At 73.7% G+C, this 24,767-nt stretch carries 17 protein-coding genes; 10 read left to right on the top strand and 7 right to left on the bottom strand.

Annotated elements, in window-relative coordinates; genetic code table 11:
* The first annotated feature begins 222 nt into the window (after positions 1-222).
* The 4 genes from AC067N_RS35180 to AC067N_RS35165 all read left to right on the top strand — a co-directional run bounded on the left by AC067N_RS35180 (position 223) and on the right by AC067N_RS35165 (position 4,424).
* The gene (locus tag AC067N_RS35180; protein WP_478683004.1) at positions 223-2,949 is read left to right on the top strand and encodes a sensor histidine kinase; all 2,727 of its coding nucleotides are present in this window, start codon (positions 223-225) and stop codon (positions 2,947-2,949) included.
* A gap of 102 nt (positions 2,950-3,051) precedes the next feature.
* Positions 3,052-3,480 carry a roadblock/LC7 domain-containing protein gene (locus AC067N_RS35175; RefSeq protein WP_159774189.1) on the top strand — a complete coding sequence of 143 codons (429 nt, stop codon included), beginning with the start codon at positions 3,052-3,054 and terminating at the stop codon, positions 3,478-3,480.
* Positions 3,473-3,847 (top strand): DUF742 domain-containing protein, encoded by a 375-nt coding sequence (locus tag AC067N_RS35170; RefSeq protein ID WP_478683003.1) that lies wholly within the window; start codon positions 3,473-3,475, stop codon positions 3,845-3,847. Before AC067N_RS35175 ends, AC067N_RS35170 begins: the two co-directional genes overlap by 8 nt.
* Complete coding sequence (locus AC067N_RS35165; protein WP_478683002.1) at positions 3,828-4,424, top strand: GTP-binding protein; 597 nt, start codon at positions 3,828-3,830, stop codon at positions 4,422-4,424. Before AC067N_RS35170 ends, AC067N_RS35165 begins: the two co-directional genes overlap by 20 nt.
* A gap of 455 nt (positions 4,425-4,879) precedes the next feature.
* Here AC067N_RS35165 and AC067N_RS35160 read toward each other — a convergent pair whose 3' ends face one another.
* Positions 4,880-5,293, bottom strand: coding sequence for an ATP-binding protein (locus tag AC067N_RS35160; protein WP_478683001.1), 414 nt, complete (start codon positions 5,291-5,293; stop codon positions 4,880-4,882).
* A 395-nt stretch (positions 5,294-5,688) separates the two neighbouring features.
* On the opposite strand from AC067N_RS35160, the gene AC067N_RS35155 reads away from it, so the two are divergent.
* From AC067N_RS35155 to AC067N_RS35140, 4 genes are all read left to right on the top strand, one after another.
* Positions 5,689-6,564: a helix-turn-helix domain-containing protein gene (locus AC067N_RS35155; RefSeq protein ID WP_478683000.1), complete on the top strand. Its 876-nt coding sequence runs from the start codon at positions 5,689-5,691 to the stop codon at positions 6,562-6,564.
* 67 nt (positions 6,565-6,631) lie between these two features.
* On the top strand, positions 6,632-6,844 hold the full coding sequence (locus AC067N_RS35150) for a DUF397 domain-containing protein (RefSeq protein ID WP_478683059.1): 213 nt from the start codon (positions 6,632-6,634) through the stop codon (positions 6,842-6,844).
* Positions 6,845-6,964: 120 nt separating this feature from the next.
* Complete coding sequence (locus AC067N_RS35145; RefSeq protein WP_478682999.1) at positions 6,965-7,780, top strand: SAM-dependent methyltransferase; 816 nt, start codon at positions 6,965-6,967, stop codon at positions 7,778-7,780.
* Between the two features lie 440 nt (positions 7,781-8,220).
* Positions 8,221-8,682, top strand: coding sequence for a hypothetical protein (locus tag AC067N_RS35140; RefSeq protein WP_478682998.1), 462 nt, complete (start codon positions 8,221-8,223; stop codon positions 8,680-8,682).
* 517 nt (positions 8,683-9,199) lie between these two features.
* Here the strand turns inward: AC067N_RS35140 and AC067N_RS35135 are convergent.
* The 6 genes from AC067N_RS35135 to AC067N_RS35110 form a co-directional block, all read right to left on the bottom strand.
* On the bottom strand, positions 9,200-10,309 hold the full coding sequence (locus AC067N_RS35135) for a LacI family DNA-binding transcriptional regulator (RefSeq protein ID WP_478682997.1): 1,110 nt from the start codon (positions 10,307-10,309) through the stop codon (positions 9,200-9,202).
* 130 nt (positions 10,310-10,439) lie between these two features.
* Entirely contained in the window at positions 10,440-12,893 is a 2,454-nt protein-coding gene (locus AC067N_RS35130) for a beta-galactosidase (RefSeq protein WP_478682996.1), read from the bottom strand.
* Positions 12,893-14,671 carry a glycoside hydrolase family 35 protein gene (locus tag AC067N_RS35125; protein ID WP_478682995.1) on the bottom strand — a complete coding sequence of 593 codons (1,779 nt, stop codon included), beginning with the start codon at positions 14,669-14,671 and terminating at the stop codon, positions 12,893-12,895. Before AC067N_RS35125 ends, AC067N_RS35130 begins: the two co-directional genes overlap by 1 nt.
* A 43-nt stretch (positions 14,672-14,714) precedes the next feature.
* Positions 14,715-15,908: an MFS transporter gene (locus AC067N_RS35120; RefSeq protein WP_478682994.1), complete on the bottom strand. Its 1,194-nt coding sequence runs from the start codon at positions 15,906-15,908 to the stop codon at positions 14,715-14,717.
* Between the two features lie 399 nt (positions 15,909-16,307).
* Complete coding sequence (locus AC067N_RS35115; protein ID WP_478682993.1) at positions 16,308-17,294, bottom strand: DMT family transporter; 987 nt, start codon at positions 17,292-17,294, stop codon at positions 16,308-16,310.
* A gap of 401 nt (positions 17,295-17,695) precedes the next feature.
* Entirely contained in the window at positions 17,696-19,087 is a 1,392-nt protein-coding gene (locus AC067N_RS35110; protein ID WP_478683058.1) for an FAD-dependent oxidoreductase, read from the bottom strand.
* Positions 19,088-19,358: 271 nt separating this feature from the next.
* Between AC067N_RS35110 and AC067N_RS35105 the strand changes: the two genes are divergently transcribed.
* Together AC067N_RS35105 and AC067N_RS35100 are read left to right on the top strand one after the other, a co-directional pair.
* Positions 19,359-22,388 carry an AfsR/SARP family transcriptional regulator gene (locus tag AC067N_RS35105; RefSeq protein ID WP_478682992.1) on the top strand — a complete coding sequence of 1,010 codons (3,030 nt, stop codon included), beginning with the start codon at positions 19,359-19,361 and terminating at the stop codon, positions 22,386-22,388.
* 269 nt (positions 22,389-22,657) lie between these two features.
* Positions 22,658-24,676, top strand: a complete 2,019-nt coding sequence (locus AC067N_RS35100; protein WP_478682991.1) for an AfsR/SARP family transcriptional regulator — start codon at positions 22,658-22,660, stop codon at positions 24,674-24,676.
* The last annotated feature ends 91 nt before the right edge of the window (positions 24,677-24,767 follow it).

Genomic DNA, 24,767 nt, shown 5'->3' with positions numbered 1-24,767 from the left:
ATGCTGACGGTCAGGCATGGGGCCTGATACGGTTCCACACGGCCGCTGACATTTGCCGACGGCGTGTCAAGTCGGCGCACAGGGGGGATGTCGGACAACTCGCGCCACCCCTGACCGCCATCGGATTTTCGCTGTCGTACGAGGAATCAGATGCCAGGCAACCGCGACCGGCGGACACGTCATCGGTCCGCCTCTCGCACATCTCTCCGGTACTCGTTCGTCGTGCCGTTCGTCGTACCCGCCGTCCTCGCCACGGGAATCTGGGGCTACACGGCGGCCGGACTGGTCGACGAGCAGATCCGGTTGTGGGCCGAGTCGGACCGCGCCACCTCCGTCGCCGCACCCGCCCGGACCGTGCTGACCCGGCTCCAGGAGGAGCGCCGGCTCACGGCCGTGTGGCAGACGAGCCGCGCCGGCTCGGACCGTTCGAAGCTGGACGCGGCCCGGGAGAAGACGGACGCCGCGGTCACCTCGTACCGCAAGGCGTCCATGTCGGCGCTCGACACCCAGCGGTTGCGGAACCTCGCGGGGAAACTCGACCAGGCGCTGGACGACCTGGCGGACCGGCGTTCGGCGATCGACGACCGGGATCTCGACGGCGACGGCGCCTTCGCGTACTTCACCGGCGCCGCGCAGGCCGGTGTGAACCTGTTCGGCGAGGCCGTGAGCAGCGGCGACGGGGACCGCGCGCACTCCGCCGAGGCCACCACGGCGGTCGTCCGGCTCACCGAGATGCTCTCCCGCGAGGACGCGCTGATCTCCGGCGCGCTGCCCTCGCGCAAGCTGACCGCTCAGGCGCGCACCCGGTTCTCCCAGTACCTGGCGGTCCAGCAGGAGATCCGCGCGGCGCTCAACGCCCGGGATCTGCCCGCCGGGGGCGCCGCCGCCTACGGCGAGGTCACCGACAGCGCGCAGTGGACCACCATCGGCGTCGTCGAGGACGCCATGGCCAACGGCGAGGGCACCGCCCTGCCCCGGCAGGCACCGGCCTGGCCCGGTGCAGCCGAGGGGGTCATCGGTGATCTCCGGTCGCTGGGCGCCGAGTCGGTACGGGGCGTCGCCGACACCGGCGCGGACCGCGCCGACGATCTGCTCCTGGCCACCCTGCTGGGTTCCGCCGCCACCCTGGCCGCGCTGACGGCCGGGGCGCTGCTGGCCTCTCGCGGCCGGCGCTCCACGCTGCGCCGGATCACCGACCTCCAGCGCAGGACCGAGGAGCTGTCGGACGTCTGGCTGCCGCAGCTGCTCGCCCGGGTCGAGCGCGGCGAGCGCGTGGAGCCGTCGTCCCTCGCCACCGGGCGGCAGCCCTCCGCCGACGAGATGGAACGGCTCGCCGGCGCCATCGAGCACCTGGGGCGGGTCGCCGCGGAGAGCGCGGTGCGCCAGAGTCTCGGCCGGGAGGGGTCGGAGAAGGTCTTCGCCCAGCTGATCCGGCGTACGCAGATCCTGATCCACCGCCTCATCTCGCTCCTGGACGATCTGGAGCGCAAGCACGAGGACTCCGACCTGCTGAAGGACATCTTCAAGGTCGACCACCTCGCGACCCGTGTCCGCAGGCACGCGGAGAACCTGGTGATCCTCTCCGGTTCGCCGCCCACCCGCCGGATGACCGCGCCCGTCTCGATCACCGACGTGATGCGCAGCGCGGTCGCGGAGACCGAGGCGTACACCCGCGTCAAGATCAAGAACCAGCCGGCCGACCGGCGGCTCGCCCTGACCGGGCGGGCCGTGTCGGACGTGACGCATCTGCTCGCCGAACTCATCGAGAACGGCACCAGTTTCTCGCCGCCGGACACCCAGGTGTTCGTCAGCGCCACCAAGGTCGCCAAGGGCCTGGCCATCCATGTCGAGGACCACGGCCTGGGTGTTCCGGAGGATCTGCGGCACAAGGCGAACCATCTCCTCGCCCACCCGCCCAAGCTCGACATGACCGCCCTGGGCGAGGACCCGCGCCTCGGGCACTTCGTGGTGGCGCGGCTCGCCGAACGCAACAACATCAAGGTGGAGCTGCGCGAGTCGGTCTACGGCGGCACGCTCGTCGTCGTGCTGCTGCCGGCGGACCTGCTGGAGGAGGTGGACTCGCCGGTCCTCGACCAGCTCACGTCGGCCGCCGCGGCGTCGAACATGGCGGCGGTGTCCTCCGGTACGGGTGAGCGGACCGGGCTCGGCGCGGGCGGGCGCTCCTCCGATGTGTCCGAGCCGCAGAGCGCCGGGGTCCTCGCGGGTGTGGGTGCCGGTGCGGTCTCCGGTGGCGCCGACCCCCTCGCGGCCCCCGGGCACCTGCTGACGGACACCCGGATGCCGGACCACACCGGTTTCCCCGATTACGGAGGTGCCGGTCTGCTGCCGCCCGAATCGGCTCCTCCGATGCCCCGCTCCGCGGGCACGACCGACTGGGCTCCCCCGCAGGGGTCCCCCACGCACCACACCCCGCCCGCCGGGCAGACCACCGCGCCGCACACCACCATGACCGGTGGTGGCGGCACGGCCGGCGCGGCACAGCAGGGTCCGGGCGCCGGGTACGGCGGCGGATCCGAGTACGGTTCCGGCGCCCGGATGAGCGCCGGGACGGAGTACGGGACCGGAGGCGTGCCCCCGTACGGAAGCGGAGGCGGTGCCGGGCTGGGGTCCGCCGCCACCGGGTCGGGTGCCATGACCGGGCGCCCCTCCCCCGCCGCGTCCCGCCGGGACACCTCCTCCGGGCCACTGACCACCCCCCAGGTCCTGCCCCAGCGGACCCGGGGAGCGAGCCTCGCACAGCAGCTTCGCAAGGAAGCCGCGGACGGTCTGCGGGAAGGCGACACCGAGGCGGGGCTCTCCCCCGACGCCTCGGCCCGCGCCATGATCGCAATCCAGCAGGGGCTGAAGCGGGCCCGGCTCTCCGAGCCGGGCGAGCCGGACGGCACCGACGACCGGCAGGCACCACCGCGCGGCCCCGGCGCCCCATGACGGGCGCTTCCCCCGGCGCCCCACCACTCGGCGCAACCCCCCAATGGCGCCACCTGACCGGCGCTTCCCCTGGCGCCGACTAACTGTGAGGAACATTCAGCAATGACTGAGCAGGTACAACCCGGTCCCCAGCTGGACTGGCTCCTGGACGGACTCGTCGAGCGGATTCCGGAGATCCGCTGCGCCGTCGTGCTGTCCGGGGACGGCCTTCTCATCGGAAAGTCGAGGGACATCCGGCGTGACGACGCCGAGCACCTGTCCGCCGTCGGTTCCGGCATGCACAGCCTCGCCCGGGGCGTGGCACGCCACTTCCACGGCGGCGAGGTGCAGCAGACCGTCATCCAGATGGAGCGGGCGTTCCTCTTCGTCACGGCCGCCGGCCGGGGCGCGCGGCTGGCCGCGATCGCCTCGGAGGAGGTGGACGTCGGCATGATGGCGTTCGAGATGGGCACTCTGGTCAAGCAGGTCGGCAAGTACCTGAGTGCCGCACCACGCGTGGAGGCCCCGTCCGGTTACGTCCAGGATGCGTGAACCGCGGTGGCTCGACGATGAGCAGGCCGGACGCCATGTCCGGCCGTACGCCATCACCGGTGGCCGTACCCGCCACAGCAGGCATCACTTCACGCTGATCACGCTGGTGGTCTCCCGGTTCACCCATGCGTCGGAGCAGGACCACTTAGAGCCGGAGGCCATGGCGATCCTCGCGCTGTGCCGCGACCGCGCCGTCGCCGTGGCCGAGATCGCGGGGACCCTGGACCTGCCGGTGAGTGTGGTGAAGGTGCTCTGTGGCGACCTCCTGAATGCCGAGCTGATCATTGTCCAGGCCCCGCCCGCGCTGACCGAGCAGCCGAGCGTGGATCTCATCGAAAGGGTGATGGATGGTATCCGTCAGCTCTGAGCCGCTTCTCCCCACCGCCTTGAAGATCCTCATCGCGGGCGGTTTCGGCGTCGGCAAGACCACGATGGTGGGCTCGGTGAGCGAAGTGGCCCCGCTGGAGACCGAGGAGCGCATCACCACGGCGAGCGTGGGCGTGGACGACCTGGCGGGCGTCGAGCGGAAGACCTCGACCACGGTCGCCATGGACTTCGGCCGTATCACCATCTCGCCGGAGCTGGTGCTCTACCTCTTCGGTACGCCGGGTCAGGACCGCTTCTGGTTCATGTGGGACGACCTCTCGACGGGCGCGCTCGGCGCCGTGGTCCTCGCCGACACCCGTCGGCTGGACGCGTCCTTCGCGTCGATCGATTTCTTCGAGTCCCGTGACATCCCGTTCGCCGTGGGCGTCAACTGCTTCGACGGCCGCCGGGAAGCGACCGCCGAGCAGGTCCGCCGGGCCCTCGACCTCGACCCGTCGACACCGGTCGTCCTCTGCGACGTGCGGGAGCGCCAGTCCAGCAAGACGGTCCTGCTGGCGGTGCTCGAAGCGGCCCGCGCCCAGGCTGAGGCCCGGCTCGCGGCGAGCGGACATCTCTGACGGCCGGACCCGGGAGACAGGACCCCAGAGACCGGACCGGCGGCGCGCCGCACGCCCGCCCCTTCGGCCCTCTGGGCTCCGACTCGGCTGCGTGGAACGGGAGTTCGGCCCGGCCGATCACGTCGGTGCGGGCCGGGCGGATCGTGCGGTCGCCGGTGTTCCTCCCGGCTGCCGCACCCGCCGTCCCGGAGCAGGCGGTGCGCGGGACCGCCGGTCGGGGCCGGGGCCGAGGTGGTGGCCACGGCGCGGCCGAGGGCGTGTACCAGCCTGCCGACTCGGCGGGCGCACCGGTGGACCGCCGCACCGGTGCGGTCTCTACGGCGCCGTCGCCGACGCGTGACCGCCGTCGTACCGCGAGCGGCGGCGCCCGTCGGGGCCGGCCGGGTGCACGGCACGTCGGATGCCGCCGGGCAGGGGCACCTCGGTGAGCGGGATGCCCCGGCCCCGGTGGAAGGTCACGCCGCCGGAGGGGCGGGCTCGGCGGATTCCCGGCCCTCCGACGGCAGTTCTGCCCAGACGACGCGACCGGACCGTTGTGGGGCGTCGCCGACCCCCCAGTCGCTGCTGAGCATGCCGACCAGCATGAGCCCGCGTCCGTTCTGGTCGTCGGGTCCCGGCCGGCGTCGGGCGGGCAGGGCGTGGCCGCGGTTCTGGTCCTCGACCTCGATGCGGAGCCGCTGCCCGGTGAGGTGCAGCCGACACACGATCCACTCGCTCGTGGTGTGGGTCAGCGCGTTGGTGACGAGTTCGGAGGTGATGAGGAGGGCGTCCTCGCGGGTGTCCCGCGTCACTCCCCACTCCTCGAGCAGTTCGCGGACCGTTCTGCGCGCCTCGCCCGCCGAGGCGGGCACCGCGGGCAGTCCGAACACACCCGCTCGGTGGTGCTCGTAGGCCGCCCTGCGTGCGGGCGGACACATGACCGGCGGTAACCGGTCCGACGACTGGGGGAGGAGGGGCGGAGCCATCGCCGTATGCCTTTCGTGGGCTCTTCGCACCGTCAGTGGTGCCGGTGCCACGGCCGGCCTCGCCATACGCCGCAAAGGTCGTGCAACTCGCGGCGTAGAGCGCCGAGTTGCGGCCACATCTCCCCCAACCTGGCCGCGCAGCCCCAGCGTTCGCCGAAGCCGTGACGGTGGTCCCACTCTGGCATCCGTGAACAACACCTCGCAACCGGCAAGTTGAAATTTGCAATTCGCCGATCGCAGGATGTCATCGTTCGAGCCAAGATCGTGCCAGACTGCGTCAACGAGGCGAGGAGGTGGGTGTGACCGCGGAGACCGACTGGGGCGGGGCACCCTCCGTGCTGCGCATGATCCTCGGCCGGCAGCTGGAGGAACTGCGCTCCCGCGCCGGGCTCACGTTCGAGCAGGCCGGAGAGGCGATCGGGGTGAGCCACTCCACGATCCGCCGGATGGAGGCCGCCAAGGTCGCTCGGTTGCGTCTCCCGGACGTGGAGAAGCTGCTCCAGGTCTACGGGGTGAGCGACCAGCAGGAGATCGAGACATTCCTCAAATCGGTCCGCGAGGCCAACAAGCGCGGCTGGTGGCACACCTACCGGGACGTCCTGCCCGACTGGTTCGCCGCCTATCTGAGCCTGGAACAGGCGGCGCTCCAGATCCGCGCCTACGAGGCGCAGTTCGTGCACGGGCTGCTGCAGACCGAGGCGTACGCGCGGGCCCTGCTGGGCGCCGGCAATCCGCACGCGGCGACCGAGGCCACCGAGCGCCGGGTGGCGCTGCGGATGCGCCGCCAGGAACTGCTCACCCGGGAGCAGCCGCCGCGGCTGTGGGTGGTGATGGACGAGACGGTGCTCAGATGGCCGGTGGGCGGACCGGACGTGATGCGGGCCCAGATCGATCATCTGATCGAGCTGAATCGGCTGCCGCATGTGACGCTGCAGCTGATGCCGTTCCGGAACGGCCCGCATCCGGCGATGCGGGCCGGCGCGTTCCATCTCTTCCGTTTCAGGGCACCCGAGTTGCCGGACATCGTCTATCTCAACGGTCTGGTGGGCGCGGTGTACCTCGACAAGGGGGACGACGTCGTCGTCTACCGCGAGGCCCTGGACCGGCTGGGCGCGCAGTCCGCGCCCGCGAGCAAGACCGAGGCCCTCCTCGGCGCCCTACGCAAGGAGCTCTGACGTGCCCCACGAGATATCCCAGGAAGCGCGCCACTCGACACGTGACATCCGCGATGTACGCAACGGCATGCCGGCCCGTGACCTCGGCGCCCAGGACTGGCGCAGGCCCTGGAGCGACGACGCGGGCGGCGCCTGCGTGGAGGTGAAGAAGCTGGCCGACGGCCGGGTCGCCGTACGCCAGTCGACCGATCCGGACGGCCCTGCGCTGGTCTTCACCCCACGGGAGATGACCACGTTCCTGGCCGGGGTGAAGGCGGGCGAGGCCGACTTCCTGCTGTGAACCCACTTGCTGCCAAGCTGTGTTGACGCACCACTTGCTGAACCCGGGGCCGGCGCACGCCGGACCCGGGCTTTGCCCGACCGTGCACCTGGACCGAACGACCTGATGGGAGGGGCGGCGTTGCCCGACAACGGATGGCCGGCCGACCGGATCGACACCGAGCACGCGCATTCCGCGCGCATCTACGACTACATCCTCGGCGGCAAGGACTACTACCCGGCCGACAAGGAGGCCGGCGACGCGATGGCGCGCGAGTGGCCGGCCCTGCCCGTCCACATGCGCGCCAACCGCGACTGGATGAACCGCGCGGTGCGCTGGCTCGCCGAGGAGGCCGGCATGCGCCAGTTCCTCGACATCGGAACCGGCATCCCCACCTCCCCCAACCTCCACGAGATCGCCCAGTCGGTGGCCCCCGAGTCACGGGTGGTCTACGTGGACAACGATCCCATCGTCCTCACCCTGTCCCAGGGGCTGCTCTCCAGCACCCCCGAGGGCAGGACCGCGTACATCGAGGCCGACTTCCAGGACCCGGACACCGTCCTGGGGTCCGCCGAGTTCCTGGAGACCCTCGACCTCACCGAGCCGGTCGCGCTCACCGTGATCGCGATCGTCCACTTCGTCCTGGACGAGGACGACGCGGTGGGCATCGTCCGCCGGCTCCTCGAACCCCTGCCCTCCGGCAGCTACCTCGCGATGACCATCGGCACCGCCGAGTTCGCGCCGGAGGAGGTGGGCCGGGTCGCCCGCGAGTACGCGGCCCGCGACATGCCGATGCGGCTGCGCACCATCGACGAGGCCCATGAGTTCTTCGAGGGCCTGGAGCTCGTCGAGCCCGGCATCGTCCAGGTCCACAAGTGGCACCCGGACGGCACCGGCGAGCAGGACATCCGCGACGAGGACATCGCGATGTACGGGGCGATAGCCCGCAAGCCGTAGGCCGTGTCCGCACGGTCCCGTCGTCGGCCCGGTGGGGCAGGCGGGACCGTGCGGACCCACCCGAGGGCCTTCCCCCGGGGTCACCTCGCCGACCGGATGAGGACGACGGCGAGGTGGAGCCCGCAGAGGTGTTCTCGCTCGCCCTCCGTCCGGCCGCCTGCCGGGTTCCCTTGGCCGGCCGACATGGCGCGAGTCGTCCCCGCGTCCCAGCGCCATCCCAGAGGCTCCTTGTTTCCACAGGTCAGCAGGGGTGGGATGGTCCCGCTGTCCCAGCTGTGGCGGCTGCTGTTGCCGTCGCGTCGCCGGTGTCCTGGAATCTGCGGAGGTCGCCGCCGTCATCAGGTGAACGGACGGCGGTGCACCTCCATCCGAGGGGTCTCGCCCTGTCCGGTGCGGGCGGTGGCTCCCCACCCCTCCCTGTCACTGCAAAAGGAACCCATGTGAAGAAGTCCCGTACGGGCCGCGTGGTCGCGGCCTCGGCCGTGCTGATCGGCAGCGGCGCCATCGTCCTCGTCCCCGCGTCGGTTGCCTCGGCCACCGAGGACGACTGCGACGGCATCGCCGTCGTCGGCCGTTTCCGCGCCGTCGAGTCCGGCGCCTCGTTCGACTTCCGGGGCCGCCGCGTCGAACTGCAGAACGAGTCGGCGCTCGACCGCTACAGCCGCGCGGAGATCAAGTCCGGCCGCAGGGCCGGCGACCGGCTCTGGGTCGACCGCAGCTTCCGCTCGTTCCCCGACTTCAAGGGCACGGTCAGCGACCAGGACGCCAAGAGGGACGGCTGGAAGATGTGCGGCCCCTACACCGGCAGCCGCACGCAGTCCGTCTACAACGCCAACTACGCCGCACGCGCCTGCGGCGAGTTCGACGGCATCACCAAGTGCGGCAAGTGGTGGGTGGACTGACAGCTGCCGGCGGCGGGACACCGCAGCGATGCCCCGCCCCGTGACCGCGCTCCGCATGGCCGCCGCCCGTCCTCCGTGGACGGGCGGCGGCCGTGCGGCCGCCTCGGAACGTCCGCCACGCCCGGCGGTCCGCCGCCGCGGGGATCGCCTCTCATACCGGCGTGGGCGAGCACCGGGGCGGGGGCCGGCGGCCGTCCTGTTGCAGGCAGGGGCTGCCGGCATGTCCCCGGTGCGGCGGCAGACGACGCCTGCCCGTCAAAGGGCGGCGTCCGGTGCGGCGGGAGTACGTGCGGGGCGTCGCGACGGGGCGAACGTCGCCTGCCGCGGTGCCGGTGCCCGTGGACAGGGGCCCGGTCCTCCGCAGGAGCACGCAGAGCCGTGCCCTGCTCACGGGCGGCCCAAGAGCCTCGGCAGCTCGCCCGGTCGACGGCCCGAACCGACGCCGGGCGGCTCGCGGGCCGGTCTCCGGGGAGCGCCCACGGCCCGGTATCCCCGGGCGAGTGCCGGGTACGCCGGGTCAGCGCGGTGCCGGGCCGGTGCTGCGGCGGACGATGAGCTCGACGGGGACGACCTGTTCGGTCCCGGAGGGCTGCTCCCCGTCGGCGGGCTCGTCGAGCTGGGTCAGGAGCAGCCGCAGGGAGCGGGTGCCGATCTCGGAGAAGTCGGTGCGGACGGTCGTCAGCGGAGGCAGCAGATGCGCGGCCTCGGGGATGTCGTCGTAGCCGACCACGCTCACGTCGTCCGGCACCCGGCGGCCCGCCTCGTGCAGGGCCCGCAGCAGCCCGAGGGCCATCTGGTCGTTGGAGACGAAGACGGCGGTGACGTCCGGGCGGTCCGCGAGCCGCCGCCCCAGTGCGTAGCCGGAGTCGGCGCTCCAGTCGCCGACGAGCGGTTCGTGGACGGGGGCGCCTGCTTTCGCGAGGGTCTCCCGCCAGCTCGCAGCGCGCCGGTCGGCGGACGTCCAGCCGGTGGGCCCCGCGATGTGCCAGACCGTGGAGTGGCCGAGGCCCAGCAGGTGCTCGGTGGCCAGCCGCGCACCGGCCCGGAAGTCCGACGAGACCACGGGGGTGCCGTCGCCGAGGCCGTTGTCGAGCATGACCAGCGGGGTGTCGGGGCGGGCGCCGGCCAGCGCGGTGGCCACCGGGCGCTGGGGGGCGATGGCGATGATCCCGTCGGCGCCCTCGGCCGACAGCCGGTCCACCGCCTGGACGACCGTGTCGCGGTCCGCCGTGTCCAGCGCGATGGAGCTGACCAGGTAACCCGCCTCCTGGGCCGCCGTGTTGATGGCGGTGAGCGTGGCGGCGGGGCCGTAGCGCGCCGCGTCGAACGAGATCACGCCGAGCATGCGGGTACGGCCGCTGGCGAGGGATCGCGCGCTGCGGCTCGGGCGGTATCCGAGGGTGCGCATCGCGGCCCGCACGGCCTCGCGGGTCTCCGGTCGTACCGCCGGGTTGTCGTTGAGGACGCGGGAGACGGTCTGCTTGGAGACCCCGGCCAGCCGGGCGACGTCGTCCATCACCGGCCGGGCGCCCGCGAAGTTGCGTCTGCTGCGGCTGCCGGTGGGTCTGGGGCCGCCGGCCGCACCGGCGTCCCCGGCCGCGGTGCCGTCCGTGGTGCTTCGGGGCATGCGGCGCTTCCTTCTTCGACGGGGTGGCGGGACGGCTTCCCGCCGGGCTTCACAGGATAGGCGGGGCGCCCGGGGAGCCGGAGGGCCGAGGAGAGGCGGGGAACGGCCCCGGCCTTCCCGGCCCTCGTGGTCAGCCCGCGCGGAACGGCCGGGTGTGGACGGTGAGCCACTCCACCCGGTCGATCCCCGCCGGCAGCGGCGAGTCGCCGGTCCGGCCCGGGATGTACACCGGCGCCCCGGCGGGCAGTGGAAGGATCTTCAGCCGCAGGCCCGCCGTACACACGTCTCCCTCCGTCCGCAGCCGGTCCACCGCGATCTCCCAGACGCGCCCGGAGTAGAACTGGTCGGCGACGAGGCGGTCTCCGACGTAGGCGCGGCCGGCGTCACCGGTCCAGTGGATACGGAGCAGCGTGCCGGGCGGCAGATGGTCGGGGACGGGCACGTGGTACTCGGCGGCGACGGCGTCGTAGTGCTCGTCGGCCGGCGCACCGGCCCGCCCGTGCACGCCGGTGACGGTGGGCGGTGCCTCGCCCGGCGCCCGGAGGAGGACGACGGGCAGGGTCCGTCCGGTCCCGCCCGGCCCGCCCGCGCCGCCGGGCCCGTCGGCCGCCGTGACCACCGTGTAGCGGGCGAAGACCCCGTCCGCCGTCTCCTTCACCGTGCCCCCGGCCACCACCGGTGCCGCCCGTGGCGCGGGCAGCACCGCGAACGACGGCTCCGGGGACGGGCTGTGCACCCGCACCTCGTCGCGGTGCGTGTCGAAGACGACGCCGCCGCCGCAGAGGACCAGCCGCTCGGCGCCCCAGGCATGGCCCCGGTAGGCGGTACGGGCCGTCGCCGCGTCCAGGACGAGGAGGCCGACGCGGCGGCCGTCGGCGGTGTCCACCTCGACGAGTGCGTCCGTGCCGGGCCGCAGCCCGGTGACGAGGATGCGGTCCCCCGCGGTCGTCAGGTCACCGGAGGGCACGCGCACCGCCTTCACCGACCCGGCGTCGAGGGCGAGTTCGGGGACGATGCCGTCGACCGCGGCCAGCACCAGCACCGGACGGCCGGCGTCGGCGTCACTGCTGCCGTGGGCACCCTCGTTCGCACCGTCCACCAGGCACACCACCTGCGCTGTGGCCCACTCCAGCCGCAGTCCGTCCAGGTCGAGCCGCAGCGGCCAGCAGAAGTACGCGCCCCGGCGGACCGTGACCGGCGTGGACGGCAGGGTGAGGGGCGGTGCGTCGGGGAAGTCGACGGTGAAGGAGACGTCCGTGTGGTCCGGCAGCGGCTCGTGCGGCTGGTGGTTGTTGACGAAGAGGAAGCCGGACCGTCCGTCGCCGCGCACCGCCCAGCGCAGGGTCTCCCGGTCGTCCTGGCCCGCCGGCCGCCGCTCCGGCAGCACCGACGTCATGGGGGCGATCAGCTGCCCGAAGTCGGCCAGCAGGAGGTGCTGGAGGCGGAGTTCGTCGTAGGAGGGCCGGTACTGGCCGTACTCGCCGAGCGGGGCCTGGAAGTCGTAGGTGAGCAGGGGCAGGTCGTTGGGGTGGCCGGTGGCGTGGGACTCCTGGAGGGATGTGGTGCTCCCCCGGGGGTTCGTGCCGCCGTGGAACATGTAGTAGCCCTGCCACACCGACCCGCATCCGATCTTGGTGAGGCCGAGGGCGCCGATGTCGGCGGCGTCGACGCGCGGCCTGCGGTGGTAGGCGACGGCCATGCCGCCGCCCAGCTCGCAGGTCGCCCAGGGGAAGCGCTCCGCGAGCGCCTCCGGATCGCCGCCGCGGGCGGTGGTGGGGCGGAGGTCCGCGCCGATGCCCTCGTCGTCGCGCCGGTGGGTGAAGAAGTAGTGCGTGCGGCAGGTGTCGGGCCAGCCGCCGTCCGCCTCGGTCCAGAACGTCTCGGGGTAGCCGCCGTACAGCGGCAGGAGTTCGTCCGGGGGCAGCTGGACGCCGCCCCAGGCGGTCGACGTCCACAGCGGGGCGGCGAGCCCGGCCTCCTGGGCCGTCCGCTTCAGGGTCAGCAGATGGCCCGGCCGGTCGTACAGCTCGTTCTCGATCTGGACGGCGACGACGGGGCCGCCGTGGCCCCGGTCCAGGCCGCGGAGCTGCTCGGCGACGGCCGCGTACCAGCGGCGTACGGGGGCGAGATAGGCCGGGTCGTCGGTGCGGGGCGCGTCGGCGCGGGCCAGGACCCAGTCGGGCAGGCCCCCGTTGCGTACCTCCGCGTGCACCCACGGGCCGATGCGGGGGACGAGGTCCAGGCCGTGGCGGGCGCAGAGTCCGGCGAAGCGACGCAGGTCGCGATCGCCGTCGAAGCGGAGGTCGCCCTCGGTCTCCTGGTGGTGGATCCAGATGACGTAGGTGGCGACGACGGTCACCCCGCCCGCCTTCATCTTCAGCAGCTCCTCCTCCCACTCCCCGGCGGGGTAGCGGGTGAAGTGGAACTCGCCGGAGACCGGGAACCAGGGGCGGCCGCCGCGGGTGAGCCAGCGGCTGGTGACCTCGATGGGGTCGCTCGCGCCGGGGACGTCCGCGAAGGGCAGATGGCCGCGCAGCGGGGGCGGTGGTTCGGCCGGGAGGCGCAGCTGGCGCGGGGCCGTCATCAGGGCTTCACCGGGCCGAGGTCGGGGGTGTCGGTGAGGTGCGCGCGGGCGCCGGTGGTGGCGTTGAGTTCCAGCAGGACCAGCTCGTTGGTGCCGGACCGCAGGACGGGGGCGGGGACGTAGAGGGTGCGCTGCGGGCCCCGGTTCCAGTAGCGGCCGAGGTGGAAGCCGTTGACCCAGGCCTGGCCCTTGGTCCAGCCGGGCAGGGAGAGGAAGGTGTCGGCGGGGGTGTCGACCTCGAAGGTGCCGTGGTGGAAGGCGGGCACGGTGGTGTGTGCCGTCTCGCCGGCCGGGGTGAAGGGCACTGTGGACAGGTCGGTCAGGGGCAGCCGGTGGATGTCCCAGCCGTGCAGGGCCGTGCCGTTGAAGGTGACGGGGCCGAGCAGGCCCTTGGGGGCGCCGATGCGGGGCCCGTAGTTCACCCCTCCCATGTTCTCGACGAGCACCTCCAGCGTGGCGCCGGCGCGGGGGACGCGCAGCGGGAGGGTCTCGTCGTGGCGTTCGCGTTCCAGTACGCCGACGGGGGCGCCGTCCACGAAGACCTGGGCGCGGTCGCCGACCCCGCCGGCGAAGTGCAGCAGGCCGTCGCCCGGATCGGGGAAGGCGCTCCGGTAGAGGACGTAGCCGGAGCGCTGGCCCAGCTCCTCCATGGTGAGCGGGTCCTCGGTGCGGCCGGCGGACGGGCTGTGGGCGGTGGCCCACGGCAGGAGGGGTGCTCTGCGGTCCAGCTCGACGGTGATGCCGGAGAGTTTCGGGGACGGGGCCGGGGCGGGCTCGTCCGGGACCGGTGCGTGGCGGGCGATCACCTCGCGGAAGGCGTGGTACTTGGGGCCGGGGTCGCCGGACTCGGTGAGGGCGGCGTCGTAGTCGTAGGAGGTGACGATCGGCGCGTAGCACTGGTCGTGGTTGGCGCCGTTGGTGAAGCCGAAGTTGGTGCCGCCGTGGAACATGTAGATGTTGACGGAGGCGCCCGCGGCGAGCAGCCGGTCGAGGTCGGCGGCGGCGTCCGCGCCGTCCCGGACGTGGTGCTCCTCGCCCCAGTGGTCGAACCAGCCGATCCAGAACTCCGAGCACATCAGCGGCCCTTCGGGCTGGTGCTCGCGCAGCTTGCGCAGCGACTCCTCGATCCGGCCGCCGAAGGTGCCGGTGGACAGCACGCCGGGCAGGCTCCCGGCGGCCAGGTGGTGGGCGGAGCCCGCCTGGTCGCAGCTGAACAGCAGCTCCTCGACGCCGCGGGAGCGCAGCGCGTCGTGCACGTGCTTGAGGTACGCGGTGTCGTCGCCGTAGGCCCCGTACTCGTTCTCGACCTGGACGGCGATGACGGGTCCGCCGTTCGCGGCCATGTGGGGCAGCAGCGGGGGCAGCAGGATGTCGAGGTAGCGGTCGAGGGCGTCCGTGAAGCGGGGGTCGCTGGTGCGCAGCCGGATGTCGGGGTCCGTGGTGAGCCAGGAGGGCAGGCCGCCGCCGTCCCACTCGGCGCAGATGTACGGGCCGGGGCGCAGCAGCACGTGCAGGCCCTCGGCGCGGGCGAGGCTCAGGTAGCGGGGCAGGTCGAGGAGGCCGTCGAGGGCGAGGGGGCTGTCGGGGTCGGGCTGGTGGAGGTTCCAGGGGACGTACGTCTCCACCGTGTTGAGGCCCATCAGCCGGGCCTTGCGCAGCCGGTCGGCCCACAGGTCGGGGTGGATGCGGAAGTAGTGCATCGCGCCGGAGATGATCCGGAACGGCTCACCGTGGAGGAGGAAACCGTCGGAGGACGTGGTGAGGGCGGGCGGGCGCAAGGCTTTTCCCTTCGGCTCGGGACATGCGGGTGACGGGTGCGGCTCAGCGGGACGCGGAGACGTCGGTGCGGGTGGCGCGGATCAGCCACAGGGTGGCCAGCAGGCACAGGGCCGACACGAGGCACAGCAGCAGCGGCACCGCGCGGACGCCGGACCATTCGATGGCCTTGCCGAGCGCGGGCCCGGCGGCCACTCCCCCGACCATGGAGGCGGCGATGACCAGCGCTCCGGCGCTGCGGGCCCGCGGTGCGGCCGCGTTCAGCCAGGGCAGGCCGGTGGGGAAGATCGGCGCGATGAAGAGGCCGACGCCGGCGTACGCGAACGGGGCGAGCCAGGGGATGACGGCGAGGAGCAGGCAGACGGTCATGCCCGCGCAGGACACGGTGATGATCGTCTGGGGGGAGTACCGCAGGGCGATCGGGACCACCAGGAAACGGCCGACGGTCAGCATCAGCCAGTACACGGAGGTCGCCGTGGCGGCTGCCCCGGCGCCGTAGCCGACGGTCTCCAGGTGGGTGGGCTCCCAGCCGCCGACGCCGGCCTCGATGCCCACGTGCAGGACGTAGAGGGCGACGAACACGCCGAGCACCGACGCCAGGCTGCGGCGCAGGGCGGACCCGCCTGCCCGCGCGGTGTCCTCGTCCGGGGCGGCGGTCAGGGGCGCGCGGTCGCGGACGCCGCGCAGGCACAGCAGCAGCGGCAGGTTGGCGACGGCGAAGGCGAGGAAGACCGCCGGGTAGTGCTCGGCGCCGACCGCGCCGATCAGAGCGGGGCCGAGGATCGCGCCGATGCCGAAATGGGCGTTGAGGATGTTCAGCATGGCCGTCGAGCGCTTGCCGAAGCCGACGGCGAACAGCTGGTTGAGGCCGTAGTCGATACCGCCGAAGCCGAGTCCGGCGAGCAGGGCGGCGGCGAGGCCCACGGGCCAGTTCGGGGCGAACGCGAAGCCCGCCGCGCCGAGGGCCATCAGCAGGTACGAGGCGCCGAGGATCGTCCGGTTGCCCATCCGGCCGTAGAGCCGGTCGAAGAGCAGGACACCGGCGACGCCGCCGACGAAGTGGGCGCTCAGGCCGAGCCCGGCGGCCGACGGGGACAGCCCGAACTCGTCGCGGAGGGCCGGGATGGCGGGCCCGTACAGCGCCTGGAGGGCGCCGATGAGCACGAACCCCACGCAGGAGGCGACCACGGCGGCAGGGCTGAACACCCTTGCCTCCTTGGCGACTTGGGGGTGGCTCATGTCTTGTGCGGTCGGGATGTCGGGCACGTGGGCTCCACCTCGTCGTGGCGGTGACCCCCGCAGTGTTACCGGTAACATCATGACCGTCAAGACGCCGGTTCACGGACCACCGGAGCCGGGGCGGCCGGCTGCGGAACGATTTCGGACAGCGCTCGGGTGCGCGACGGGCAACGACGCGGACGGCGTCCGGCAGGGCCTGCCCCTCGGACCGGCGTCCGCGCCGTCCGCGTCGGCCTTGGCGCGGTGGCGTTGACGGTCTGGTCGAGGAGCAGACCGGACTCTCCGGCGCTTCGGGCGGTCACCGTGCCCTCGGTGAGGCGGTCAACCGCCGCCGAGCTGTTTCACCGGGCGAGAGAGGATCAGGCACTCACGATCTGAGGATCAGACACTCGCGATCTGTCACTGTGGGCAACTGCTGCTGGGGGCCTTCTCGGATGCCCTTCGGGAAACCGCTCGGCCGACCCCCTCGTCGGCGGCAAGGAAGAGAACCGCGGACAGCAGCAGGGCCGTGCCGGTGAGAACGATCGCGTTGAGCCGCTCACCGAAGACCAGAATGCCGATGACCGCCGCGGTGAGCGGCTCGACGAGGGCGACCACGGACGCCGTCGTCGCCCGTACGGCGCCGAGGCCGGCGAAGAACAACGTGTACGCCAGAGCTGTGGGCGCAGCCCCCAGGTAGAGGATCAGGGCCAGGGTCCACGCCGGTCGCTCCATGGCGGGCAGCAGGCCCTCCGCCAAAGCCACCGGCAGAAGGCAGACCGCGCCGACCGCGAAGCCGGTCACCGTGGACTCGAACGCGCCACCGGCGTTCTCCCGGCCGGAGAAGCGGCCCAGCAACGTCACGCCCGCGTACCCGGTGGCGGAGAGCAGCGCGTATCCGATGCCCGAGAGGGGCGCCGGGCCCGTGCTCCCATCGACGCCCCCCGTCAGCAGCACCAGGCCGCCGACGCCGGTCGCCACCGCGGCGGTTCCGGCGACGCCGGTGCGCTCGCCCAGCGTGAGCCGGGCTCCGACCGCGACCAGCACCGGACCCGAGCCCAGGGTCACCACCGTGGCCACGGTCAGCCCGGCCTGCTGCACGGAGGCGAAGTAGGCCGTCTGATACACCGCCAGCCCGAAGCCTGTGATCAGTGCCCGACGCGGGTTCGCCGCGAACGTCGCGCGCAGCGACAGCGCCGTCTCCGGCCGCCGGGACCGCCGCACCAGGTGAGCTGCCAGAAGCAGCCCGAGTCCGGCCAGGAACCGCCAGAAGGAAACAGAGATGGGGCCGATTCCGCCGACGTCGTACAGTTCAGCGGCCACCGCACCGCCAGTGCCCCACGCTGTGGCCGCAATCGCGACGTAGAGAACACCCTGCCGAACGGGCAGGGCGGAAGAGGACTGCAACTGAGGTCTCCTCGATTGATTGCCATCACGATGTCTCCGTGGGCAACCGGCGCAGCCACCCCGGTAACCCCGGAATGGCTCCGCATGACTGCCCGCCCTAAGCGGCGGGCGGTGGAGGCGTCAGGAACAGCTGCATGCGATCACCTTACCCGGCAAGGGGCAGGCGGCCCGGTGTGGTTGGGGCTGCACGCGGCGATGTCGTCGGGGCTCGGCGCCCAGCCCTGGGCGGCCAACCGACGCAGTGTGTCGGTCCTGTCGGATGTGGCGCACCGGCAAGGGGCAGGAGACGGACTCGCCGGGGCGGCAGGCCGCCCAAGTCGGTCGCGGGGCGGCGGATGTGGGGATCCGAAGGCCGCCGCGTCTCTTCGAGGCCCCCGCCCCGCCACCCGGTGGACGCTCCCTCAGGCGCCCGCGTCCTCGCGCGTCATCTGCGGCTCCCGGGGAGTCGGGAGAGGGGGGCCGAACAGGACCGCGCGGGCCACCTCCGGGGCGAAGAGGGCGCTCAGCGGCTCCTTCAGGGTGAGCGCGGAGCGGAAGGCGCGCCCCACGACGGGGTCGCCCGGCGTCCGCTCCTGGACCCGGCGCAGATACCAGCCGGCGACCCGGTCTGCGGGCCGTGGCGCGGCGGCGTTCCCGATCGCTCCGGGCATCTTCCTGTCCGCCCCGGCCGAGATGTCCCAGGCCTGCCGGGACGCGGCGAGCAACGCCCGCTGCACCCTGCGGGTGGTGGGCGTACGGCGCGGGTCGGCGAGAGCGTCCCGCAGCGCCACCGCGCTCAGCGCGGCGACGGCCATGCCCTGCCCGTAGATCGGGTTGAACGTGCACAGCGCGTCACCGGTCGCGAGGAACCCGGCGGGGCGGCGGCCGGGCAGGTCGTAGCGGCGCCTTACGTTGGCGGTCCGCCGGAACCCGGAGACCGGCGAGAGCGGCTCGGCGCCGCGCAGCCAGCGGTGCACCACCGGGTGCGGGAGCCGCTTGGCGTACGTCTCGAACTCCTCCTCGTCCGTGGGTGGTTCGTCGCCCCGCAGCCCGGAGAAGGTGGCCAGGTGGGTGCCGTCCTCCAGGGGCAGCACGACGACGCCGTACGGCTGGGCGGGGTTGGGGACGACGTAGAACCCGAGTGCGTCGGCGGTCGGGTCGGCGCCGAGCGTTCCGGTCGTGTCGCGGTAGACGCGGGAGGCGTACGCGAGGCCGGTGTCGATGGTCTCCTCGTGCGGCGCCTGGGCCCCGATGGCCGTCAGCCAGCGCGGGGCCCTGGTCCCGCGCCCGGAGGCGTCGACGACCAGGTCGGCCGTCAGTTCCCGCTGCTCGCCCCGAGGACCGTCACCGCGCTCGCGGAGCAGAACGCCACGCACCCGGGAGGCGCCGCCGAGCAGCCCCACGGTTTCGGTTCCCTCGACGAGGGTGACGCGGGGATCGGCCAGGACCCGGCGCCGGATCAGCCGCTCGATCTGCGCCCGTGAGCCGGTGTGGATGTGGGTCGAGGCGGGCACCCGCCGGAACCAGCGGCCGCTCTGCCACTGCACGATGTCCTCCGGCATTCCGACGCGCGGCGCGCCCGCCGCCCGCAGCTCGTCCATGAACCCGGGCAGCAGCGACTCCAGGGCGAGTTGGCCGCCCTCCAGCAGGACGTGCGGATGCCGGCTCTGCGGTACGCCGGGGCGGAACGCCGCACCCGCCGGGGCGCTCCCGGCCACGTCGGCGGGGAAGCGGTCGCGTTCCACGATCGTCACCCGCTCCGCGTGCCCGGCGAGGACGTGCGCGGCGAGCAGCCCCGCGAGGCTGCCCCCGATCACGACCGCGTGCCGGCCGGCCGAGCCGCCCGATCCCGCCGATTCCCAACGGTCCTCTGCACGACCCGAGTTCACCGAACGCGCTCCCTTTTCCCGGAGATTCACTGCGACCGACACCAGTATCACCGCGCCCGGCCGACAGCCTTGCGACTCACCGGCACTCACCTCGGTCCACCACCACCCTCTCGCGCGTAACTCTGGGTAACTCGCGGTGCCACGTATCGTCATGGGGTCACAGAAGATACGAGATACGAGATACAAGGGGGCCTCATTGGCACTGGAGCCGGTGTGGTTCGCGGTTCTGGGGTCGGTCAGGGTGCTGCGGGCGGGGGTGGAACTGACACCTGGGCGTCCGCAGGAACAGGCGCTGCTGGCGATGCTCCTGGCGCGGGCGGGGCGACCGGTCGCGGTGGGCGAGATCGTCGACGTGCTGTGGGGGCGGTGCCCGCCGGACAGTGCCATCAACGTGATACGACGTCATGTGGGTTCGCTGCGACGGTGGTTGGAGCCCGGGCTGCCCAACCGTGCCGTCGGGCGGTGGCTCGTCCGCGATGTGGGCGGCTACCGGCTCCTGGCCGACGACGGCAGTCTGGACCTGCTCCGCTTCCGGCGGCTGCGCGAGGAGGCGCGGCGGACCGCCGACGACTCGGACGCGCCGCCCGCACAAGCCGTGGACATCCTCATCGAGGCCCTGGAGCTGTGGCACGGGCCGGTCGGCGCGGGCCTGCCCGCCGACGTCCGGGAGCGGGCCGGGTTCGGCCGACTCGACCGGGAGCGCCTGGCGGCCGTACGGGAGGCGGCTGACGCAGCCCTGCGTGCCGGCATGGCCGACGCGGTGCTGCCCGTCCTCCAGGAGGCCGCGCTCGGCGACCCACTGGACGAACCCCTGCTGGCCAGACTCGTCCTCACCCTGGCGGCCACCGGACGCGCGGCCGAGGCCCTGAGCACCTACCGGGCGGCCCGCGCCCGGCTCGCCGACGAGCTGGGCATCGATCCGGGGCGGGAGCTGCGGGAGGCGTACCGGACGGTACGGGACGAAACGGCGCCCAGGAGCGCCGGTGTCCCACCGGAGGAAGCGGTTCCGGCCCACTCGCCCAGCCGCGCCACCGCCCCGGCTGCGGCAACCGCACCCGCACCCGCACCCGCACCCATCCCGGCTCAACTCCCGCACGACTTGCCGACGTTCACCGGCCGCTGCGCGGAACTGGAGCAGGTACTGGCCCTCATGGGCACCGCCACCTCCGGCGCTGCCGTCACCGCGGACGACACCGCCCCCGCTCCCGGCGCGGGGAACACCGCTGCCGTCGCCGCCGTTCCAGCCACGACCGCCGTCCCGCCCACCCCCGGGACCGTCGTCATCAGCGCCATCGGCGGTATGGCCGGCATCGGCAAGACCACGCTCGCCGTGCACTGGGCGCACCGGGTCGCCGACCGGTTCCCGGACGGGCAGCTGTACGTCGACCTGCGGGGGTTCGCCCCCTCGGGCGCGGTCATGGGCGCGGACGAGGCGGTGCGGGTGTTCCTCGACGCGCTGGGCGTACCACCGGAGCGGGTTCCGCACGGCGTGGACGCCCGGGCCGCGCTCTACCGCAGCCTGCTGGCCGGGCGGCGGTTCCTGGTGCTGCTGGACAACGCACGCGACACCGAGCAGGTACGGCCGCTGCTGCCGGGGACGCCCGGGTGCCTGGCCATCGTCACCAGCCGCAACCAGCTGACCGGGCTGGTGTCCGCGCACGGCGCCCACGCGCTGACCCTGCGGCCACTGGACACCGGGCAGGCACGGGCGTTCCTCGAACGGCGGCTGGGTGCGGCTCGGCTCGTGGGCGAGTCGCGGGCGGTGGCCGAGATCACCGCGCTGTGCGCGGGGCTGCCGCTGGCCCTGGCGTGCGTGGCCGCACGTGCCGCCGCCCATCCGCGTTTCGCGCTGTCGGCGATCGCGGCCGAGCTGCGGGAGGCGCACGGCGGCCTCGACGCGTTCAGCCGGAGCGACGCGTCCGCGAACGTCGGCGCGGTCTTCTCGTGGTCCCTCGGTGCCGTCTCCCTCGACGCGGCACACCTCTTCCGGCTGCTCGCCCTGCACCCCGGCCCCCACTTCTCCGCGCCGGCGACGGCCGCGCTGGCCGGGCTCCCGGTGCGCCGGGCCCGGTCCCTGCTGACCGAACTCGCCGAGGTCCACCTCGTCCACGAGCAGTCCCCCGGCCGCTACGCCCTCCACGACCTCCTCCGCGCCCACGCGACCGAACTTCTGCGGGAGGCGGAACCCGGGCCGGCCGACGCAAGCCCCGCCGGGAGCGGGGCGGCCCCCGAGAGCGAGGCGGCCCTCGGGCGGTTGTACGCGTACCACCTGCATGCCGCCCACGCGGGCCAGCGGCTGCTCGCCCCGCAGGAGGATCCGCCGGCACCGGGGCCGGTCCCGGAGGGGGTTCGGGTCGAGTCGTTCGGCGATCACGAGCAGGCCCTGGCGTGGCTGACGACGGAGTACCCGGTGCTCCTGGCCGTGATCGAGGCGGCGGTCCGCTCCGGCCGGGACCGGCTCGTCTGTCTGCTGGCCTGGGCGCTGGAGCCGTACCTCGACCGGCGGGGCCACTGGCACGACTGGGCGGCCACCCAGCGGACCGCGCTCGACGCCGCCCTCCGGCTGGGCGGCGTCGAGTGGGAGGCGAGAGGGCTGCGTGCGCTGGCCCGGGCCGAGGGACGGCTGGGTCTGTACGACCCGGCCCGGGCCCGCCTCGACCGCGCCCTGGAGCTCTTCACCGGCCTGGGCGACGACATCGGGCGGGCCGACACCCACCGCAGTCTCGGCTGGATCCGCGACCAGGAGGGCGATCTGCCCGGCGCGCTGCGCCACAACCGGCTCGCCCTGGAACTGTTCCGGGACGGCGGCCGCCCGGCCGCGCACGCCGGCGTCCTCAACTCGGTCGGCTGGTACCACGCGCTGCTCGGCGAGTACCGGGAGGCACTGACCCACTGCTTCCAGGCCCTGCCCCTGCTCCAGGACCTCGGCGACCGCTACGGCCAGGCGGCCACCTGGCACAGCATCGCCTACGCCCACCACCATCTCGGCCGCCACCGTCAGGCCCTCCTCGGCTACGGCAACGCACTCGCCTTCTACCAGGAGCTGGGCGTGCCGTATCTGGAGGCGAGCACCCTCGTCCACATCGGCGACACCCATCGCGCGATGAGCAACCACGACGACGCCCACGACGTCTGGCAGCAGGCGCTGACCATCCTCATCACCCTCGGCCACCCCGACGCCGACGACGTCAGGGCCCTGCTGACGGCCGGTGACCGATGTGTGTGACCGGCGGGACGCCCGAGCCCGGCACCGAACCGCCCGCCACCGAACCGCCCGCCACCGCACCGGCCGCGCCACCGTCCACCACCGTGCCGGCCACCTCACCGTCCGTCGGCGTTCGCCGAACGGCCGCGCGAGTGGCCGACGAGGGCCCGTTGACCGGGGGCGCGGCGGCTCGGTTCCCTGAACACGGTGACCGGTGGGGCGGCCCGACGGGGTCGCCGGTCCGTGGGGCGGGGTGTGGGCGGCCGGGGGTTGTCGTGGTGCGGGATGCGATGCGTTTCGAGGTGCTGGGTCCCCTGCGGGTGTGCCGGGGCGACGAGGAGCTGGACCTCGGTTTCCCCCAGCAGCGTGCCCTGCTGGCCCTGCTGGTGGTGCGGGCGGGCCGCCCGGTGCCCGCGGGCGAGATCGTCGACGTGCTCTGGCCCGGGCGGCCGCCGGCCAGCGCGATGAACGTCGTACGGCGGTACGCCGGTGCGCTGCGGCGGCTCCTCGAACCGGGTCTGCCGCCCCGCGCCCCCGGGCACCGCGTGCTGCGCCGCGCCGGCGGTTACCTGCTGGAGGCGGCCGAGGACGAGGTGGACCTGCTGCGGTTCCGCGCGCTCACCAAGCGCGGCAAGCGGGCGGCGGCGACCGGGCGGTCCGAGGCGGCGCTGCGGCACTTCGTGGACGCCCTGGGCGACTGGCACGGCCCGGTGGCGATGGGCATCCCCGCACCGGTCCGGGAGCACGCCGAATTCTCCTCGCTGGAGCACGAGTTGGCACGCACGGCGCGGATGGCCGCCGATGCCGCGCTGCTGTGCGGCGGTTCCGAGCTGGTCCTGCCGCATCTGCGCCGGGCCGTCGAACTCGACCCCCTGGACGAGTCGTCGCAGGCGGGCCTCGTCATGGCCCTGGCCGCGTCCGGCCTCCAGGCGGAGGCGCTTTCGGCGTACGAGCGGGTACGGCGGCTGCTCGCCGCGGAGTTGGGCATCGTCCCCGGTCCGGAGCTGGCGGCCGCCCACACCCGGGTGCTCCGCCAGGAGTGGGAGCCACTCCTGGCGGCCGCACCGGGAAGGCCGCACCGGCCGGCCGTTCCCCTACGCGGCGCCGCCGTCCCCGCCCCGGCCCCCACGACACCGCCGGACACCGTCCCCGCCCCGGCCCCCGCCGGCCGCCGAACACCGGCGCGCACCGTCCCCTCGCCCGCCCCGGCAGCGCCGTCCGCCTCCGTCCGCCCCGCCCAACTGCCGCCCGATCTGCCGGTCTTCGTCGGCCGGGAGGCAGAACTCGGCGCTCTGCCGGAGGCCGCCGACCCGGCCGCCTCCTCCGCCGGGGCGCCCACGACCGTCCTGGTCAGCGGGATGCCCGGCATCGGCAAGACCACCCTCGCGGTGCACTGGGCGCACCGGGTCGCCGACCGGTTCCCGGACGGGCAACTCCACGTCGGACTACGGGGGTTCGACCCGACCAGACCGCCGCTGGAGCCCGCCGAGGCACTGCGCGGGATGCTCGCCGCACTCGGGGTGCCCGCCGCGCGCATGCCGGACGGGGTGGACTCGCTGGCCGGCCTCTACCGCAGCACGCTGGTCGGGCGGCGGCTGCTGGTGCTGCTCGACGACGCGGCGGACACCGAGCAGGTCCGGCCGCTGCTGCCCGCCTGCCCGGGCAGCCTCACCCTGGTCACCAGCCGTCTGGCCCTGTCCGGGCTGACCGCGTCGGGCGCCCGGCCGCTGCATCTGGACCTGCCGTCCGCGGCGGACGCGCGCGCCGCCCTCGCGCGCCGCGTCGGCCAGGACCGGGCGGCCGCCGAACCCGGGGCCGCCGCCGAGATCGTCGCCCGGTGCGGACGGCTGCCGCTGGCGGTGGCCGTGGTGGCCGCCCGCGCCGTCGGCCGCCCGGACGTCCCGCTCTCGGCGATCGCCGCGGAACTACGGCACTCGGCGGGAGGTCTCGACGCCTTCGCCGGCACGGGAGGCGTTCCCGGCGTCAGGACGGCCTTCGACACCTCCTACCGCCGGCTGCCCCCGGAGCACGCCCGCCTGTTCCGGCTGCTGTCCCTGCGACCCGGCCCCGGCCTCACCGCCGGCACGGCCGCCGCGCTGGCGGGACTCCCGCCCCGCCGCGCCCGGCTGCTGCTCCACGAGCTCTCCGACGCCCACCTCGTCACCGAACACGCGCCCGGCCGCTACGTCCTGCACGATCTGCTGCGTCTCTTCGCCGCCGAGCTGACCGAGAGGTACGACTCCCCCGCGGAACGCCGCGCCGCCCTCCACCGGCTCCACACCCACACCTCACCCGGAGGCCGGGCCTAGAAGGTCGATGAAGATCTTGGTGAGGGGCTGTCCGGCCGTCAGGCCGGACAGCCCCTCCAGTCATGTACTGGCCGATGCGATGTGCCAGGTG

The sequence above is a fragment of the Streptomyces sp. NPDC042364 genome (assembly GCF_056437585.1).
Note: the sequence above shows the minus strand (reverse complement) of the source record. Positions and strands in the feature narration are given on the sequence as shown.